This is a genomic window from Streptomyces beigongshangae (assembly GCF_019710745.1).
GTDB lineage: Bacteria > Actinomycetota > Actinomycetes > Streptomycetales > Streptomycetaceae > Streptomyces > Streptomyces beigongshangae.
In genome coordinates this window covers 1-17,392 of sequence record NZ_JAHKJW010000013.1, presented here as the reverse complement: position 1 = coordinate 17,392, position 17,392 = coordinate 1, and the positions used below count along the sequence as shown (strand labels likewise).

The following is a 17,392-nucleotide window of genomic DNA, read 5'->3' as shown; positions in this document are numbered from 1 at the left end:
GCGGACCATGGGTCGGCGAACTGTGGGTCGGCGGACCGCGGGTCAGATGATGCCGAACAGGATTCCGGCCCCGAGCACCACGAGCGAGGTGAGGGCGGCCCACTTGACCACGAACCTCGTGTGGTCGCCGAAGTCGACCCTGGCCATGCCCACCAGCACGTACACGGCCGGCACCAGCGGGCTCGACATGTGCAGCGGCTGGCCGACGAGGGAGGCGCGGGCGATCTCCAGCGGCGAGACGCCGTGCGCGGCGCCGGCCTCGGCGAGGACCGGCAGGACGCCGAAGTAGAAGCCGTCGTTCGACATGAAATAGGTGAGCGGCAGGCTCAGGGCACCGGTGACGAGGGCCATGTGCGGGCCCATGCCGTCGGGGATGCCGTCGACGAGCCACTTCGCCATGGCGTCGACCATGCCGGTGCCCTGCAGGACGCCGGTGAAGACGGCCGCGGCGAAGACCATGCCGGAGACGTTCAGGACGTTGTCGGCGTGCGCGGCGAGACGTTCCCGCTGGTCCGGGATGTGCGGGAAGTTGACGGTCAGGGCGAGCGCGGCGGCGAGCAGGAAGAGGACCGGGATCGGCAGCAGCTCCATGATCATGGCGGCGATGAGGACCGCGGTGAGCAGCGCGTTGAACCAGTACAGCTTGGGACGCAGGGTCGGGCGGTTCGGGTCGAGGCCCTGGAGGCGTACGTCGTCGTCCTCTTCGGCGTCGGTACCGGTACCGGCACCGCTACCGGTACCGGCGTCGGTGCCGCCCGTGGTCTTGGTGAAGCTCACCTTGCCGCCTCCGCCGGAGGCACTCGCGCCGGTGCCCGCGCCCGCACCGACCAGCACCGTCCCGGAGGGTGTCTCCCGGCGCTCCTCCTCCAGTACGTCGTCCAGGCTCAGCACGCCGAGCCGCCTGCGCTCGCGCAGGCCGAGGACGTACGCGAGGGCGATCACGCAGACCAGGCCGACGGCGAGCGCCGGGATCATCGGGACGAAGATGTCGCCTGCGTCGAGCTTGAGCGCGGTGGCGGCCCGGGCCGTCGGGCCGCCCCAGGGCAGGGTGTTCATCACGCCGTTGGCGGTGGCGGCCACCCCGGTCATCACCACGAGGCTCATCCTGAGGCGCTTGTACAGCGGGTACATCGCCGAGACCGTGATCATGAAGGTGGTCGAGCCGTCGCCGTCCAGGGAGACGATCGCGGCGAGCAGGGCCGTGCCGACGACGATGCGCATCGGGTCCGCCCGGCAGAACCTGAGGATGCCCCGCACGACCGGGTCGAAGAGGCCGACGTCGATCATGACGCCGAAGTACACGATGGCGAACATCAGCATCGCGGCGGTGGGCGCGAGGGTGCCCACCCCTTCGATGACGTAGTCACCGAGGTGGGCGCCCTTTCCGACGAGGACACAGAACAGTGCCGGGATCAGTACGAGCGCCGCGATCGGCGACATCTTCTTCATCATGATCAGGACCAGGAAGGTCGCGATCATGGTGAAGCCGAGGATGGTCAGCATGGAGGACACCTAACGTTCGCCCTTGAACTGCCGCCAAGGCCGGCGGTCCGAGTGACGTTAGGGCGGGTCCGCACGTCTTAACAAGATGTTGACGTGCGAGCAATAAGCGCAGAACTCCTGGTCACAGCGTTGCGCTGGTGGGCACCGCGCTGCCGGGCGCCGTGTCGGCGGGTGCGGCGGCGGACGTGACGGCAGGTGTGACGGCGGGTGTGACGGCGACGGGTACGCCGTTGAGGACCGCCGTGCCGGACAGCGGGTCGAGCAGGCTGCCGTCCAGGAGCTGGTTGACGTTGACACCGGGGTCCGCGGCGGCGTGCCGCAGCCGGGTGCCGGGCCGGTCGTGCCCCCAGCCGTGCGGCAGGCTCACCACCCCGCGGCGCACGGTGTCGGTGACCTCGGCGGGAGCGACGACCTCTCCCCCGGCGCCCTTCACCCGCACCGGCGCCCCGTCCGTGACGCCCAGGCGGTCGGCGTCCTCGGGGTGGATGTGCAGGGTGCAGCGGTTGGTGCCGCCGGTGAGGGCGGGGATGTTGTGCATCCAGCTGTTGTTGGAGCGCAGATGACGGCGCCCGACCAGGACGAGGCCCTCCGGGCGTGAGCGGAGGGCGTCCCTGAGGCGCGGCAGGTCGTCGGCGAGGGGCTGCGGGAACAGCTCGACGAGTCCGCTGCGGGTCCTGAGGGGCCCGGGCAGGCACGACCGGAGCGGCCCGAGGTCGATGCCGTGCGGCCGGGCCAGCAGTTTCTCCAGGTTCAGGCCGTCGGGGCGGGCGCCGAAGCCGTCGCCGTACGGGCCGAGGCGCAGCATCATGTCGAGCCGGCGCTCGGGGCCGGTGTCACCGGTGAGCGCGGCGGCGAGTTCCCGGGGGTCGCGGCCGTGCACCGGGGAGTGCGGTTCCGCGACGGCCCTGCCGAGGGTCTGGTCGACCACCAGGGCGTCGACGGCGGAGGGGTCGGCGCCGTGCATGCCGGTCGCGGCGAGGACGAGCCGGGCGAGGATCTCCGTCTCGGCCGTCCTGCCGGGTTCGAGGGGCACGGCGGCCCGGGTGTAGCGGACCTGGTTGCGTACCGCGAGGGTGTTGAAGGCGAAGTCGTGGTGCGGGCTCTGCGAGGGCGGGGGCGGGGGCAGTACGACGTGGGCGTGGCGCGAGGTCTCGTTCAGGTACGGGTCGACGCTGACCATGAAGTCGAGCGAGTCGAGCGCCTTGTCGAGACGGTCGCCGTCGGGGGCCGAGAGGACCGGGTTCGCGGCGATCACGACGAGCGCGCGGACGGGCTCGCCCTCGGCGGTCGCGGTGTCGATCTCCTCGGCGAGCGCGGCGAGCGGCAGTTCGCCCTTGGCCTCCGGGTGGCGGCTCACGCGGCTGTGCCAGCGTCCCAGCGCGAAGCCGCGGCCGGGTCCCGCGGGGCGCGGTGTGCGAGCTGTGGCGGCCTGCGGGAAGAGGGCGCCGCCGGGCCGGTCGAGGTTGCCGGTGAGGATGTTGAGGACGTCGACCAGCCAGCTGGCCAGGGTGCCGTGCGGGACCGTGCAGCTGCCGATGCGGCCGTAGACGGCGGCGGTGGGTGCGGCGGCCAGTTCGCGGGCGAGCGTCCGGATGGTGTCCGCGTCGACGTCGCAGGCCCCGGCGACGGCCTCGGGGGTGAAGTCCCGTATCGCGTCGCGGAGCTCGTCGAGCCCCTGGACCAGCTCGCCGAGGCGGCCGAGGTCGGTGAGCCGCTCGTCGAACAGGACGTACGCCATCGCCGCGAGCAGCAGCGCGTCGGTGCCGGGGCGGACGGCGACGTGCCGGTGGGCGAGCTTGGCCGTGCGGGTGCGGCGGGGGTCGACGACCGTGAGCGTGCCGCCGCGCGCCTTCAGGGCCCGCAGCCTGCCGGGGAAGTCGGGCGCGGTGCACAGGCTTCCGTTCGACTCCATGGGATTGGCGCCGATCAGCAGCAGGTGGTCGGTGCGGTCGAGGTCGGGTACGGGGATCGCGTTCGCGTCGCCGAAGAGCAGGCCGCTGGAGACGTGCTTGGGCATCTGGTCGAGGGTGGACGCGGTGAAGACGCTGTGGGTGCCGAGTCCCGCGAGCAGGACGGGCGGGTAGAGGGCGCCGGCCATGGTGTGCACGTTCGGGTTGCCGAGGACGACCCCGACGGAGTGCGGTCCATGCCGCTCGGCGACCGGGCGCAGTCCGGCGGCGACCGCGTCGAACGCCTCCTCCCAGGTGGCCTCGCGCAGTTCGCCGTCCTTGCGCACGAGAGGGGTGCGCAGCCGGTCCGGGTCGCCGTCGGCGGCCCCGAACGACGCGCCCTTCGGGCAGATGAACCCCTGGCTGAACACGTCGTCGCGGTCCCCGCGCGCGCTGGTCACCCGGGTGCCCTCGACGGTGAGCGTCAGCCCGCAGGTGGCCTCGCAGAGGGGGCAGATCCGCAGGGCGGTGCGGGAGTCGGCGGTGGTGGACACGGGTCCTCCCGGAGGGACGGCGGCAACGGTGACGCACTGACCGGGCCGAGCATACCGACCGGTATGGACGATGGGGAGGGGTCGCGGAGACCGGGTCGGAAAATCGCGGGGCGGGACGGGCGGGAGTGGAGCGGGCGGGACGGGCGGGAGCGGAGGGGGCGGGACGGGCGGGAGTGGAGGGGGCGGGACGGATCAGTCGAGCGCGCGCGACAGGTACGCCCGCAGCAGTTCCCGCGTCTCCTCCACGACCCGCTCGTCGCCCGACGGGTCGAGGCGGAAGGCGAGTTGCACGAGCGTGTCGGCGGCCTCGACGGCGATGAGGAAGATGCGGCGGAGGTCGTCGTCGGGGGCCCGGCCGAGATGGCCGGAGAGCATCTCGGTCAGACGGTCGGCGACGCGGGTGTTCGGTTCGGCGTCGCGGGTGCCGACGGGTATCTGGTTGCCGAAGTCGACGAGGGTGAACCCGGGTGCGGTGCGCTTCATGGCCAGGTACTCGTCGAGGACCGCGTCCATGGCCACCCGCCAGCCCGCCCCGTCGCCGGTCCCCCGCAGCCGGTGGGTGACCCGGTCGGTGTAGACGTCGAGGTTGCGCTGGGCGAGCGCGTCGGCCATGGCCCGCTTGTTGCCGAAGAACCGGTAGACGGACCCGATGGGCACGCCGGCGCGCGAGGCCACCGCGCGGGTGCTCAGCGCGTCGTAGCCGACCTCGTCCAGGAGCTCGGCGCAGGCGTCGAGGATGCGGGTGAGTCTTTCGGCGCTGCGGCGTTGGACGGGCGCGCGGCGCAGCGCGGTCGCAGGGGGCACGGGCTTCATGATGCCTTTCCGCCGGGGTCCGGTGAACTCTGCCCTGGAATACGAAGCCGGTGCCCGCGCCGCTCATCCACCGGTACCGGTACCGGCGTCGGTCGTCGCGGGCCGCGTACCGCCGGCGTCGGCGTCGGATTCGGCGTACGGCCGGCCGCCGGCCGGGGACGGCAGGCCGTCCGCCGGGGAGGCGGGACGTGGGCGGCCGGTCGTCGGCCGTTCTCCGTCCGGGCGCGTGGGGGCCGCGCCGGACACCGTGATGTCCGCCGTGCCGGCGACGGGCCGGCCGTCGACCGCCCACACCGTGTCGTCGTCGGCGTGGAGGCGCACGGTGACCCGGTGGGTGCCGCGCGGGACGGCATCGCCGCGGAGGTGGTGGGCCGGGCCGCGCAGCACCGACAGGGGGCGGTCGTCCAGCCGGAGCAGGGCGTACCCGCGGCCGGGTTCGGCCTTCCTGTCCGTACCGGCAGGCGAGAAGCGGAAGCCGCGGACGGTCAGCCGTACATCCCAGCCGCCGCCCCCGCCCCCGTCGCCGTCCTCGTCGGTGTCCGGCTGCACCTCGATCGCGATCTCGGGGGCGCTGCGCCCGTCGACCTCGCGGTAGTGCCGCCCCTCCTCGTCCGTGTCCTCCAGCACCTTCCCCACCGGTGAGGGCCGCACCCCGCCGCCCCCGCGCGCGTCGCCGGACCCGCCGGACCCCCCGGACCCGCAGCCCGTCGCCCCCACGAGCAGAGCGCCGAGCAGGGCGCAGACCGCGGGCGACATGGCGGGGGCGCGCGTCCAGGACATGCCCGGGAGATTAGAGCACCGCCCCGACAGCCGGATCCCCCTCGGGTCGGGTTCCCGGGTGCCGGAGCACTCTTGGCGCGATCACGCCGTACCCCGACGGCCACGGGCGGCGCCCCCTTGCGCGCCGATTCCCCGAATCCTACGGTGTTGCATAGGAATCGGGATGAGGGAGTCACCATGAGCGGGGACACGCGCGAGGGCGCCGGGACACTGCGGAAGACCGCCGAGGCGCTGACGTACCTCTCCGGGTTCGGCAACGAGCACAGCTCGGAAGCGGTGCCGGGCGCGCTCCCGCGGGGCCGCAACTCCCCACAGCGGGTCCCGTTCGGGCTGTACGCGGAACAGCTGAGCGGATCGGCCTTCACCGAGCCGCGGGCGCACAACCGCCGCTCCTGGCTGTACCGCATCCGCCCCTCGGCCGCGCACCCCCCGTTCGTCCGCACCGACAACGGCACCCTGCGCACGGCACCGTTCACGGAGACGGTGCCGGACCCGAACCGGCTGCGCTGGAACCCCCTGCCGGAGCCCGCGCCCGGCACCGACTTCCTCGCGGGCCTGTGGACCCTCGGCGGCAACGGCGACGCCACACAGCGCACCGGCATGGCCGTGCACCTGTACCACGCCGACTCCTCGATGCGGCGGGTGTTCAGCAACGCCGACGGCGAGCTGCTGATCGTGCCGGAGCGCGGCGGGCTGCTCCTGCGCACCGAGTTCGGGCTGCTGCACGTGGAGCCCGGACACGTGGCGCTGATCCCGCGCGGGGTGCGCTTCCGGGTGGAGCTGCCGGACACCGCGCCCGAAGGCGGGCCGGGCCCGGCCGCCCGGGGGTACGTGTGCGAGAACTACGGCGCCCCCTTCCAGCTCCCCGACCTCGGCCCGATCGGCGCCAACGGCCTCGCCAACCCCCGGGACTTCCGGGCCCCGGTCGCCGCGTACGAGGACCCCGAGGGCGACGGGGGCGACGGGGGCACGGCGGAACCCGTGGAGGTGGTCAACAAGTTCTGCGGCAACCTCTGGACGGCGATGTACGACCACTCGCCGCTGGATGTCGTCGCCTGGCACGGCAACCACGTGCCGTACGTCTACGACCTGCGCCTCTTCAACGTCATCGGCAGCATCAGCTACGACCACCCCGACCCGTCGGTCTTCACCGTGCTGACGTCGCCGTCCGACACCCCGGGCCTGGCCGGGGTCGACTTCGTGGTCTTCGCCCCCCGCTGGCTGGTCGGCGAGGACACCTTCCGGCCGCCGTACTTCCACCGGAACGTGATGAGCGAGTACATGGGCCTCATCGAGGGCGCCTACGACGCCAAGACCGCCGGAGAGGGGGGTTTCGTGCCGGGGGGCGGTTCGCTGCACAACATGATGTCGGCGCACGGTCCGGACCGGGAGACCTTCGAGCGGGCGAGCGCCGCCGAGCTGCGGCCGCAGAAGGTCGACGACGGGCTGGCCTTCATGTTCGAGACGCGCTGGCCGGTCACCACCACCGCGCAGGCCGCCCGCGCGGAGCACCTGCAGACCGCGTACGACGAGGTGTGGCGGGGCCTCGAACGCCACTTCCGCCCGGCCGGCCGGCCGTGACGGCCCACGACCGCCCGCCACACCGGACGGCCGCCCGGCGGACATCGGCCGAGCACCCGGAGAGCGCCTGATGACCGCCCGTTGCACCGAACGCCCGCGACCGGTACGGATACCCTCGTGACCTCCTTCGCGCCGGACTCGATCGTCCTGAACCGCAAGCTGCCGCTCTGGTACCAGGTGTCGCAGTCCCTGCGCGCCTCGATACTGGGCCGGGCACCGCAGGACCCGCTGCGCCTGCCCACCGAGGAACGGCTGGCCGAGCACTACGGGGTGAGCGTGCTGACCATGCGGCAGGCGCTCAAGGAGCTGGAGGACGAGGGGCTCATCTCCCGTCACCGCAGGCGCGGCACCTTCATCGAGCCGGGCGCCGCGCGGGGCGCCCCGGTCCGGCTGCTCGGCTCGGTGGACGCCATCGTGGCCCAGCAGTCGGGCATGACGACGGAGCTGCTGGACCACGGCAGCGAACCGGTGCCGGGCGAACTCTGCGCGTACTTCCCCGACCTGGCGGAGGTGGCGACGTACCACCGGCTGCGCAGCGACGAGAAGACCGGCGAACCGACCAACCACGCGCGCAACTACGTCCGGCCCGAGCTGGCGGCCCTGATCGACCCCGAGGACCTGGTCCGCTGGCCCATGACCAAGGTCCTGCGGGACGTCGCGGGGGCGCGGATCGGCCAGATCACCGACACCGTCGAGGCGCGGCTCGCCGATCCGGAGACCGCGCGGCTGCTCCAGGTGCCGTTGCTGAGCCCGATCCTGCACTACACGGGCGTGGTGCACGGCGAGGACGGGCGGGCGCTGGACGTGGCCCGCATCCACTACCGGGGGGACCGTTTCTCGTTCACGGTCACCCTCGACGCCCACTGAGCGTGCGGGAACCGGCCGGTGCCCGGGGCCCGCGTCGTACGATGCCGGACGTGACGCACGACGACGCTCCGCTGCTCGCGGACCTCATGCCGTGGTCCGTCGCACCTCCCCGGCTGGGCCGGGCGTGGCCGGCGGCGCCCGACGCGGCGTCCCTGAGGGCGCGGTGGGACGCCCTCGTGAAGGCCGAAGGGCCCGACCGCGAGGCGCTGTTCGGCGCCACCCGCGCGCGGACCCTGCACTCGGCGGTGGGGCAGCTGCCCGGCCAGTCCTCCGGGACGGGCCGGCTGGCGCGCGCGTCGGGCCCCTGCGCGGAGCCGGTACGGGTCCTGGCCGGGCCGTTCGACGAGCAGTGGCTGATCCCCGACCACCGGCTGATCGACGCGGCGCGGCCGGAGCTGTGGCGGGTGGCGGACGAGCACCAGGTGTTCGCGGTCGAGCAGGCCCCCGGCGGTCCGGCGCTCCTGGTCACGTCCGTCCTGCCCGTCACCCAGCCCCGGCCGAAGACGGTCCCCGCCGCCCGCCCCGGCCGCGTCCGCCCGCTGTACCGCCGCCCCGGCGGCCTGGAACCGAACCTGGCGCCGGGCCTCCTGGAGCTCCTCGCCGGGCACCTGGGCCACGCCCCCGCCCCGCTCGACGTCCTGGCGTGGACGATCACGCTCGCGCGCCCCGGGCCGGACGGTCCCGCGGTCCCCCTCACGACCGACCCCGCTCTCTGGGAGCGGGGCACCGACCTGGGCCACCGCATGCTGCGCCTGATGCGCCGCGACGGCGAACGCCCGAAGCTCCCCGGCGGCCGCCGCCCCTATGTACGGGCGCCCCTCCCGGCCTTCCCCGTCGCCCTGCGCTACGACCGCGACGAGGAGACCCTCCACCTGGACGAGGGCCGCATCTCCCCGGTACCGCCCGCGGCGTGGGACTTCGAGGTGGGCGGCGTCCGCGTCCTGGACCAGTGGTTCAGCGCCCGGATCACCCGCCCGGCCCCCGGCACGCTGGAGGCCGTCCGCCCCGCGACCTGGCCCCAGCCCTGGACGTCGGAGCTGCTGGAAGTGGTGACGGTGCTGGCCCTCCTGTCCGAACTGCACGTTCAGCAGGACGAGTTGGAGCTGAGTTCCCCGCTCACCACGACGGCCCTGCACCGGGCGGGCATACTCCCGCCCCCCGCCCCGGCCCGCCGCCCGGCCACCGTCCTGACCCACCCGGAGGAGGGCCCGGAGGGCCAGTTCGCCCTGCTCTGACCACACGCCGACCACACGCTTCGCGGATCCTCTTCAGGGGCGCCCTTCGGACACGGGGACACTCGGGGACACTGCGCGGTCTTTTGCTTTCGAGGGGCGCGGGGAACCGCGCGATCCTTCAGGGGGTCGGACCACGGGCGCGACAACCCGCTGGAGCGATCGATGCACGGAGACACTGCCCCGGCGCACACACCACTCCCGCACGCCGTCATCACTCCGTGTCCGGGGTCGCCGGGGGCACCGGGGCCACCGCGAGCCCTGCCGCCGCCGGGTGGGGACAGTCGAGCGGTGGCAGAAGGGCGGGCGGCCCAGGCGAGCCCTGCGCCCCGTACCCGCGTCCGGGGAACACACCGGGGCGCTGCCGCGTGCCGTGGGGATGACGGACGAGGGGATCGCGGCATCGCGCCGGGACGGTGTGTCCGCCTGGGCGCGGGTCGGGGTCCTGTTCGGGTTCGGCCGCCTGTCAGCGACCGGGGCAGCCGGTCAGCGGCTGCCGAACAGGGAACGGCGCAGCCGTCGCAGCGGCGCGAAGAGCGAGACACGCCTCACGCGCGCACCTCTGCCGGTGCGGTCGTGCGCGGTGTCACGTGCGGTGAGTTCGCGCATCAGCGAGGTCGCCTCGGCCGCTTCGCGCTGAGGGATGGCAGGGCCACCCAGCACCGCGAGATGGCGGTCGAGGCGCGAACTGGTCGCGCTGCTCCCACACGTGATCGCAGGGACTCGCGCCCTGCCACGCACCGTTATCTGTTCCATGTCACTCCCCACCCGTACGAGGGCACCCGGCCCGGGCAGGTTAACCCTATCGCTCCCTCATGACACTCGTGTATCCCGGTCGCGGGATTCCACTCCCCGGTACGGGTGTTGACGATCACTCTCCGAATCCGAGCGATTCCAGGGCGAGTTGGACAACCGGTGCGGTGGTGGGCTGCGGAGAGCCGCCCTGCGGCTCGACGGTGACAGCGAGTGAGCTCGCGTCCGGGTCCAGTTCGGTGGCGATCAGGGGCGTGTCGCCGTCGAGGAGCCCCAGGGAACGCGGTCTCCCCTCGGGTCGCATGAGCCACAGCTGGTGGACCCTTTCGCCCTGAGGTGCGGCGAGTCCGGACGAGGTCACCACGGCGGTGCGCCGCGACACCGACGCCACGACGCCGATGCCCTGCCCGTCCGTGTCCCGTCCGGTGCCCGCCCGCGCGTCCGGCGCCGCGAGAACGTGGGCGATCTCACGCGCCTGCGCCCTCTCCTCCTCCAGCCGGTCCTGCGTACGGGACGCCTGCATGCCGAAGAGCGCGGCGACGACGAGGGCGGCGGCCGCCGTCGTGGAGGCGAGCGGGACCAGGAACGGCGAGAAGGGCGGGCGGCGGGCGCGCGACGGCGCGCGTTCCGCACGCGCCGGTTCCTGAGGGGTCGTCCGTACGGCCAGGAGGACCCGTTCGCGCATCGCCGCGGGGGCCGGGGCGGCCGTGGACCACGCGAGGCGGACCGCGTCCTCGCGCAGGGCGCGCACCTCGGCGGCGCAGCCGTCGCAGCGCTTCAGGTGCTTCTCGAATCGTCCGTGCTCACGGGGCTCCAGGGCGTCGAGGGCGTACGGGGCGGCCAGCGAGTGCAGTTCGCCGCGCCGGAAGAGCCGGAGGATGCTGGTCATGCGACACCTCCCAGGCAGTCGCGCAGTCGTGTGAGCCCGTCCCGCATACGCGTCTTCACGGTGCCGAGCGGCAGGGAGAGCCGTTCGGCCACTTCACGGTAGGTGTAGCCGTCGTAGTAGGCGAGGGTGACGGACTGGCGCTGCAGGGTGGTGAGCCGGTCGAGGCAGCGGCGTACCCACTCCCGTTCGAGGCCGGCCTCGACCTCCTCGGCCACGTGGTCGAAGGCGGGGCCGTTCGCCCGCCGGGCCATGCGCAGTTCGCGCTCCCCGGCGGCGCGGGCGCTGCGTACCCGGTCGACCGCCCTGCGGTGCGCGAGCGTCAGGACCCAGGCGAGCGCGCTGCCGCGGCCGGGGTCGTAGCGCGCCGCGGAGCGCCAGAGTTCGAGGAGCACCTCCTGCGCCACCTCCTCGGACTGCGCCGGGTCCCGCACCACCCGGCGCACCAGCCCGAAGACCGGCCCGGACACCAGGGCGTACAGCTCCTCGAAGGCCTTCTGGTCACCCCCGGCGACGCGCACCAGAAGTTCGTCCGCCTCCACCCGTTTCCCCCTTCTGGGACTCCCGCGACTCCCGCGACTTCCGCGGCCTTGCGCTCCGCGGCCTTGAACGGTGCGTCCCGCCCTCACGTATTCGGCGCGGGAACGCCGTCGGATGGGGTTACGGATCAGCTCCGCGAAAACGCGGGTGGATCCCGGACCAATCCTTTCCCCGGCCGGCTCCGAATGGCGTGCATCAGGCACCACCGGCCGACGCGGTACGAGCGCGGCAGCGGACCGCTCGGGCGGTCTCTCCCACCCGGATCACCACCGGCCCACGGTTTTGGAACAGAGGACGGACGGCATGACACCTTTCACCAGCGGGTCCGCGGGACGCAGGAGCCTCGCGACCCTCGTCTGCGGAGCGCTCGCCACCGGCGGGCTCGCGGCCGCCGGTGCGACCGCGCTCGAACCGGGGACGGCGAGCGCCTCCAGCCACCGGGAGGCTCCGCTGATCTCGGGGCAGCCGCAGTACGACAACACGGACGTGTACGCGTTCGCCAGCCCCGACAAGCCGGACACGACGACCATCGTCGCCAACTGGATCCCGTTCGAGGAACCGGCCGGCGGACCGAACTTCTTCCCGTTCGCCGAGGACGCCCAGTACGACCTGCACATCGACAACAACGGTGACGCGCAGGGCGAGCTGGTCTTCCGGTACACGTTCAGGACGCACACGAAGAACGACAGGACCTTCCTGTACAACACCGGCCCGGTCGAGAGCCTCGACGACCCCGACCTCAACATCACGCAGACCTATGACATCGACCTGCTGCGGCTGAAGGACCAGCGCCTGGTCAAGCGGACGAAGGTCGCGGACGACGTGCCGGTGGCACCGTCGAACGTCGGCAGGGCGTCCATGCCGGACTACGCCAAGCTCCGCGACCAGGCCGTCCACGAACTCCCGGGCGGAGCGACGACGTTCGCCGGCCAGGCCGACGACCCGTTCTTCCTGGACCTGCGGGTCTTCGACCTGCTGTACGGCGGGAACCTGTCCGAGGTCGGCAACGACACCCTGAAGGGCTACAACGTCAACACCGTCGCCCTCCAGGTGCCGAACGACATGATCGCGGAGTCGGCCGACCAGCCGGTCGTCGGGATCTGGTCGACGACGCAGCGCAAGAACGCGGGCGGTCACTTCCGGCAGGTCTCGCGCCTCGGCATGCCACTGGTGAACGAGGTCGTCAACCCGATCAAGGACAAGGACAAGTTCAACGCGTCCGCGCCCTGGAACGACGGCGACTTCCTGCAGAACGTCACCAACCCCGAGCTGCCGAAGCTCATCGAGGCCGTCTACAAGATCGAGGCGCCCGACGAGCCCCGCAACGACCTGGTCGACGTGTTCCTGAAGGGCGTGGAGGGTCTCAACCAGCCGCCGAACGTGCGTCCTTCGGAGATGCTGCGCCTCAACACCTCGATCGAGCCGGCCGCCGAGGAGAAGCGCCTCGGCGTGCTGGACGGCGACAACGCGGGCTTCCCGAACGGCCGCCGCCTGGGCGACGACGTTCTGGACATCGCCCTCCAGGTCGTCGAGGGCGAACTGGTCGGCGCCAAGAACGACCTGGGCGACGCGGTCGACAAGAACGACCAGGAGTTCGGGAAGGCGTTCCCGTACGTCGCCCTGCCGACCTCCGGTTCGCGCGGACCGCTGGCCAAGGGCACGACCGGCGGCAACGACGTCCGCAACCAGCTCGGTGACGCCCTGCAACCCGCCTCCGGGACGACCGGCACGGGCGGGATGGACGACACCACGCTGATCGCCGTCTCGGCGGCCTCCGGCGCGGCCGGGTTCCTGCTCGTCGGTACGGGTCTGCTGTGGTGGCGCGGCCGCCGCCGGGCCTACTGACCGCCCCCCTGACCGGCGCGGCCCGCGCGTGTCCGTCCCCCACGGCGCACGGGCCGCGCCGCCCACCGTCCGAACCACTTTTCCCGTCAGGGCGATCGAGGAGAGCGCAATGTCCCCGCGGAGCGACGACGACCCGCAGGAGAGGAAACCTGCCGCAGAAGCCGCCGAGGTCGCCGAGGCCGTCGATACGGCCGGGGCGACTGGGGCGACTGGGGCGACTGGGGCGACTGGGGCGACTGGGGCGACTGGGGCCGGACCGTACGTTCCCGGCCTCGGCACCGGCACCACTTCCGGTCCCGGCCCCGGCACCACTCCCGGTCCCGGGCGCCGGGAGCCGGGGCGGCTCCGGGCGCTTCAGCTCGCGGCCTGCGCCGCCGCCCTCGCCGTCGCGATGACCGCCGGGGCCGTGGCGCTGGGCGACGAGGACGACGGCGGTACGCCCACGGTCCCCTCGGCGCCCGGGCTCGCCCCCGAGCTGCTGGCGAGCGGCAGCCTCGCCTCGGGCGTCTCCGCCCTGCAGACCCATCTGAAGGCGCAGCCCAAGGACTCCGGCGGCTGGGCCACGCTCGGCGTCGCCTACGTCGAGCAGGCCCGCGCCGACGGCGACCCGTCCCGCTATCCGCAGGCCCGGCGCGCACTGGCGCGGTCACTGGAACTGAGCCCCGGCAACGATCCGGCGCTCGCGGGCCGGGCGGCGCTGGCCGCGGCCCGGCACGAGTTCCCCGAGGCACTGCGGTACGCGCGGAAGGCACTGGCCGAGAACGCCTTCAACGAGCGCGCGCTGTCGGTCCGCATCGACGCCCTGGTCGAGCTCGGCCGCTACAAGGAGGCGGCGGAGGCGGCCGACGAGGCCGACTCGCGCCGCCCGGGGGTTCCCGTCTTCACGCGGTACGCGTACGTGCACGAGCTGCGCGGCGACGTCCGTACGGCACGCCGCGTCCTGGAACAGGCCCTGTCCGGCGCGACCGCGCCCGGGGACGTCGCGTACGTGGCGTCGTCGCTGGGCGGGCTCTCCTGGCGCGAGGGCGCGTACGGGCCGGCCCTGAAGTACTACGAGCGGGCGCTGCGGGCCGACAGGGCCTACCTGCCGGCGCTGGAGGGACGGGCCCGGGCGCAGGCGGCGAACGGCGACCGGGCGGCCGCGATCCGCGGGATGGAGGAGGTCGTGGCACGCTTCCCGCTGCCCGGCCCGCTGGTCGTGCTGGGCGAGCTGTACGAGGCACGCGACGGCGAGACGGACCGGGCGAGGGCCCGCGACCAGTACGCCCTGGTCGACGCCTGGACGGCGCTGGCCCGCGCGAACGGCGTCAACGCCGACCTGGACACCGCGCTCGCCGCGGCGGACCACGGCGACCGGGCGGCCGCCCTGCGCGCCGCGCGTGCCGAGTGGGAGCGCCGCAGGACCGTCCACACCGCGGACGCGCTCGCCTGGGCCCTGCACGTCAACGGCCGTGACGAAGAGGCCCTGCCCTACGCCCGCCGCGCCACGGCCACCGGCTACCGCGACGCGACGTTCCTCCACCACCGCGGCATGATCGAACGCGCCACGGGCCACGAGGAGGAGGCCCGCGCCAGTCTGTCGGCGGCGCTGGAGCTCAACCCGGGCTTCTCACCGGTCGGCGCGGAGCTGGCCCGGAAGACACTGGCGGCGCTGGGCGGTGCCGGGTGAGTACCTTTTCCGCTTCCGCACGCGCACGCACACCCATGAGCGGCCCGCGTGACCGCTCCCGGCCCGGCCGTGGGCCCTCCGTGCGGCGGCGGCGTGCGTTCGGGACCTGCGCGGCCGTGCTGCTGGCCGCCTGCGCGCTCGTGCTGCTCCCCTCCGGGACGGCTTCGGCGCATCCGCTCGGGAACTTCACCGTCAACCGGTACGACGGTCTCGTCACGGCACCCGGAGAGCTGCGGGTCCTCCACGTGGAGGACCTGGCGGAGATCCCCGCGACCCAGGCCCGGCCCGCCATCGACAAGGCGGGGATGGGGAACTGGGCCCGTGAGCGGTGCGGTACGGCGGCCGGGAGGAGCCGGTTGACCGTGGACGGGAGGGCCGTCGCCCTGACCGCCGGCGGGAGCCGCGCGCGGGTACGGCCCGGACAGGCCGGCCTCACCACCCTGCGGGTCGAGTGCCGCTGGACCGCTCCGCTGCCCGACGGGAACCTGTCGCTGCGCTTTCGCTCCTCGGTGGACGACGGACCCGGCTGGCGCGAGGTCACGGCGCGCGGCGACCGGACGACCCTCGTCGCCTCGGACGTGCCGGAGAAGTCGGTCTCCGGTGGACTGACCGAGTACCCGGCGGAGTTGCTGTCGTCACCGGCGGACACGGCGGCCGCCTCCCTGCGGGTACGCCCAGGTGGACCCGCGCTCGTCGAGGAGGACTCCGACGCGCCCGCCTCGTCCGTGCTGCCTCGCGGCGCCGACCGCTTCACGCGGGCCCTGGACGACCTGGTGTCCCGTCACGACCTGACCGTGGGCTTCGCCGCGCTCGCCCTCGGCATCGCGGTGCTGCTCGGCGCGCTGCACGCCCTCGCGCCCGGGCACGGCAAGACGATCATGGCTGCCACCGCCGCAGCCCGGGGCGACGCCACGATGCGGGACGTGCTGCCGCTCGCCGTCTCCGTGACCGTCACGCACACGCTCGGTGTGGTCGCCCTCGGCATCCTCGTGACCGCCGGTTCGGCGGCCGCGCCCTCGGTGATCGCCTGGCTGGGTGTGGCGAGCGGCGCCATCGTCACGGTGGCCGGCGCGACCCTCGTACGACGGGCCTGGCGACAGCGCGGACACGGGCACGGGCACGGCCACTCCCACGGCCATGAGCACAGCCACGGTCACGAGCACAGCCACGAACACAGCCACGGACACCCGCACACCCACACCCACGCCCCGGCTCTCAAGCTCAAGGACACCCTGCTCCTCGGTTTCGCCGGAGGTCTCGTCCCCAGCCCTTCCGCCGTCGTCGTGCTCGTCGGTGCCGCGGCGCTCGGCAAGGCATGGTTCGGGCTGCTGCTCGTGCTGGCGTACGGAGCGGGGCTCGCGCTCACCCTCACGGCGGCCGGGTTCGCCGTGGTCAAGGTCGGCGGCGGGGTCGCGAAGGCCATCGAGAACGGCGCCCGGTGGTCGGGGGGCCGGACCGCGGCGCTGCTCCGCCGGGCCACACCTCTCGGATCTGCGTTCGTGGTGGTGGCCCTCGGGGCGGGTCTGGTGTTCAAGGGGGCTGCAACCGCGCTCGGTTGAGCTACTTTTGTTCAGGATCGTGCGGTTGCGAAGGGGGGACGCCCGTGTCCGAGGAACCGGGCAGTGAACGCGTGGTCGCGGGCCGCTACCGCCTCCTCTCCCCCCTGGGCGAGGGCGGGATGGGAACGGTGTGGCGCGCCCGCGACGAGGTCCTGCACCGCGAGGTCGCCGTCAAGGAGGTACGGGCCCCGGGCGGGCTGCCGGGCCCCGGCGCCGAGCGGATGTACGCCCGCCTGGAGCGGGAGGCGTGGGCGGCGGCCCGGGTCTCGCACCGCAACGTGGTGACGGTGTACGACGTGGCGACGGAGGACGGCCGCCCCTGGATCGTGATGGAGCTGGTCCGCGGGATCGCGCTCTCCGACCTGCTGGACACCGAGGGGCCACTGTCCCCGCAGCGGGCCGCCCACATCGGCGCGGAGGTGCTCGCCGCCCTGCGGGCCGCGCACGAGGCGGGGGTCCTGCACCGGGACGTGAAGCCCGGCAACGTCCTGATGTCCAACGACGGCCGCGTCGTACTCACCGACTTCGGTATCGCCACGGTCGAGGGCAGCTCGGCGCTCACCATGACCGGCGAGGTGATCGGCTCGCCCGAGTTCCTCGCCCCGGAGCGGGCCCTGGGCCGTACACCGGGGCCCGGGTCCGACCTGTGGTCGCTCGGCGTGCTCCTCTACGCGGCCGTCGAGGGCAACTCGCCCTTCCGGCAGGACACCCCACTCAGCACCCTGCGGGCCGTCGTCGACGAGGAGCTGCCGGTTCCGCGCCGGGCGGGCCCGCTCGCCCCGGTCGTCGAAGGGCTGCTGCGCAAGGAACCGGCCGAGCGGATGTCGGCCGAGGAGGCCGAGCGCGACCTGCGGCTCGTCTCGGCCGGCGGCACACCCCGTACGGGCACCGCCCCCTACACCCCGACGGCGGTCGCGACGT

General features: G+C 73.6%; 14 protein-coding genes. 7 read left to right on the top strand and 7 right to left on the bottom strand.

What is annotated here, in order from left to right; genetic code table 11:
- Window positions 1-42 precede the first annotated feature (42 nt).
- From KM933_RS12375 to KM933_RS12360, 4 genes are all read right to left on the bottom strand, one after another.
- Window positions 43-1,503: a CitMHS family transporter gene (locus tag KM933_RS12375; RefSeq protein WP_221351278.1), complete on the bottom strand. Its 1,461-nt coding sequence runs from the start codon at window positions 1,501-1,503 to the stop codon at window positions 43-45.
- A gap of 121 nt (window positions 1,504-1,624) precedes the next feature.
- A complete protein-coding gene (locus KM933_RS12370) occupies window positions 1,625-3,946 on the bottom strand; it encodes a molybdopterin oxidoreductase family protein (RefSeq protein WP_221351276.1) in 2,322 nt (773 codons plus the stop codon).
- A 192-nt stretch (window positions 3,947-4,138) separates the two neighbouring features.
- Window positions 4,139-4,759 (bottom strand): TetR/AcrR family transcriptional regulator, encoded by a 621-nt coding sequence (locus KM933_RS12365; RefSeq protein ID WP_221351274.1) that lies wholly within the window; start codon window positions 4,757-4,759, stop codon window positions 4,139-4,141.
- Between the two features lie 63 nt (window positions 4,760-4,822).
- Window positions 4,823-5,539 carry a nuclear transport factor 2 family protein gene (locus KM933_RS12360; RefSeq protein ID WP_260333438.1) on the bottom strand — a complete coding sequence of 239 codons (717 nt, stop codon included), beginning with the start codon at window positions 5,537-5,539 and terminating at the stop codon, window positions 4,823-4,825.
- 177 nt (window positions 5,540-5,716) lie between these two features.
- Here KM933_RS12360 and hmgA point away from each other — a divergent pair, with 177 nt between their 5' ends.
- From hmgA to KM933_RS12345, 3 genes are all read left to right on the top strand, one after another.
- Window positions 5,717-7,120, top strand: a complete 1,404-nt coding sequence (gene hmgA, locus KM933_RS12355) for a homogentisate 1,2-dioxygenase (protein WP_221351272.1) — start codon at window positions 5,717-5,719, stop codon at window positions 7,118-7,120.
- Between the two features lie 117 nt (window positions 7,121-7,237).
- Window positions 7,238-7,987 (top strand): GntR family transcriptional regulator, encoded by a 750-nt coding sequence (locus KM933_RS12350; protein ID WP_221351270.1) that lies wholly within the window; start codon window positions 7,238-7,240, stop codon window positions 7,985-7,987.
- Between the two features lie 41 nt (window positions 7,988-8,028).
- Window positions 8,029-9,222, top strand: a complete 1,194-nt coding sequence (locus KM933_RS12345; protein WP_221351268.1) for a type ISP restriction/modification enzyme — start codon at window positions 8,029-8,031, stop codon at window positions 9,220-9,222.
- A 483-nt stretch (window positions 9,223-9,705) separates the two neighbouring features.
- Here the strand turns inward: KM933_RS12345 and KM933_RS12340 are convergent, their stop codons facing one another.
- The 3 genes from KM933_RS12340 to KM933_RS12330 form a co-directional block, all read right to left on the bottom strand.
- Complete coding sequence (locus KM933_RS12340) at window positions 9,706-9,975, bottom strand: hypothetical protein (protein WP_221351266.1); 270 nt, start codon at window positions 9,973-9,975, stop codon at window positions 9,706-9,708.
- A gap of 115 nt (window positions 9,976-10,090) precedes the next feature.
- Entirely contained in the window at window positions 10,091-10,861 is a 771-nt protein-coding gene (locus KM933_RS12335; RefSeq protein ID WP_221351264.1) for an anti-sigma factor, read from the bottom strand.
- On the bottom strand, window positions 10,858-11,400 hold the full coding sequence (locus KM933_RS12330) for a sigma-70 family RNA polymerase sigma factor (RefSeq protein ID WP_221351262.1): 543 nt from the start codon (window positions 11,398-11,400) through the stop codon (window positions 10,858-10,860). The genes KM933_RS12335 and KM933_RS12330 overlap by 4 nt, the downstream gene beginning before the upstream one ends.
- A gap of 301 nt (window positions 11,401-11,701) precedes the next feature.
- Between KM933_RS12330 and KM933_RS12325 the strand changes: the two genes are divergently transcribed.
- From KM933_RS12325 to KM933_RS12310, 4 genes are all read left to right on the top strand, one after another.
- Window positions 11,702-13,243, top strand: a complete 1,542-nt coding sequence (locus KM933_RS12325) for a DUF4331 domain-containing protein (protein WP_221351260.1) — start codon at window positions 11,702-11,704, stop codon at window positions 13,241-13,243.
- A gap of 109 nt (window positions 13,244-13,352) precedes the next feature.
- Complete coding sequence (locus KM933_RS12320; RefSeq protein WP_221351258.1) at window positions 13,353-14,912, top strand: tetratricopeptide repeat protein; 1,560 nt, start codon at window positions 13,353-13,355, stop codon at window positions 14,910-14,912.
- Window positions 14,913-14,992: 80 nt separating this feature from the next.
- Window positions 14,993-16,471 carry a nickel transporter gene (locus KM933_RS12315; protein WP_221351552.1) on the top strand — a complete coding sequence of 493 codons (1,479 nt, stop codon included), beginning with the start codon at window positions 14,993-14,995 and terminating at the stop codon, window positions 16,469-16,471.
- A gap of 44 nt (window positions 16,472-16,515) precedes the next feature.
- On the top strand, window positions 16,516-17,392 hold an 877-nt coding region (locus tag KM933_RS12310), incomplete at its 3' end, for a serine/threonine-protein kinase (protein ID WP_221351256.1).

What these genes read in the sequence shown, in the direction of transcription:
- KM933_RS12325 (WP_221351260.1), top strand. Translation starts at nt 11,702, where the DNA reads ATGACACCTTTCACCAGCGGGTCCGCGGGACGCAGGAGCCTCGCGACC.
- hmgA (WP_221351272.1), top strand. Translation starts at nt 5,717, where the DNA reads ATGAGCGGGGACACGCGCGAGGGCGCCGGGACACTGCGGAAGACCGCC.
- KM933_RS12340 (WP_221351266.1), bottom strand. Translation starts at nt 9,975, where the DNA reads ATGGAACAGATAACGGTGCGTGGCAGGGCGCGAGTCCCTGCGATCACG.
- KM933_RS12335 (WP_221351264.1), bottom strand. Translation starts at nt 10,861, where the DNA reads ATGACCAGCATCCTCCGGCTCTTCCGGCGCGGCGAACTGCACTCGCTG.
- KM933_RS12365 (WP_221351274.1), bottom strand. Translation starts at nt 4,759, where the DNA reads ATGAAGCCCGTGCCCCCTGCGACCGCGCTGCGCCGCGCGCCCGTCCAA.
- KM933_RS12375 (WP_221351278.1), bottom strand. Translation starts at nt 1,503, where the DNA reads ATGCTGACCATCCTCGGCTTCACCATGATCGCGACCTTCCTGGTCCTG.
- KM933_RS12345 (WP_221351268.1), top strand. Translation starts at nt 8,029, where the DNA reads ATGCCGGACGTGACGCACGACGACGCTCCGCTGCTCGCGGACCTCATG.
- KM933_RS12320 (WP_221351258.1), top strand. Translation starts at nt 13,353, where the DNA reads ATGTCCCCGCGGAGCGACGACGACCCGCAGGAGAGGAAACCTGCCGCA.
- KM933_RS12360 (WP_260333438.1), bottom strand. Translation starts at nt 5,539, where the DNA reads ATGTCCTGGACGCGCGCCCCCGCCATGTCGCCCGCGGTCTGCGCCCTG.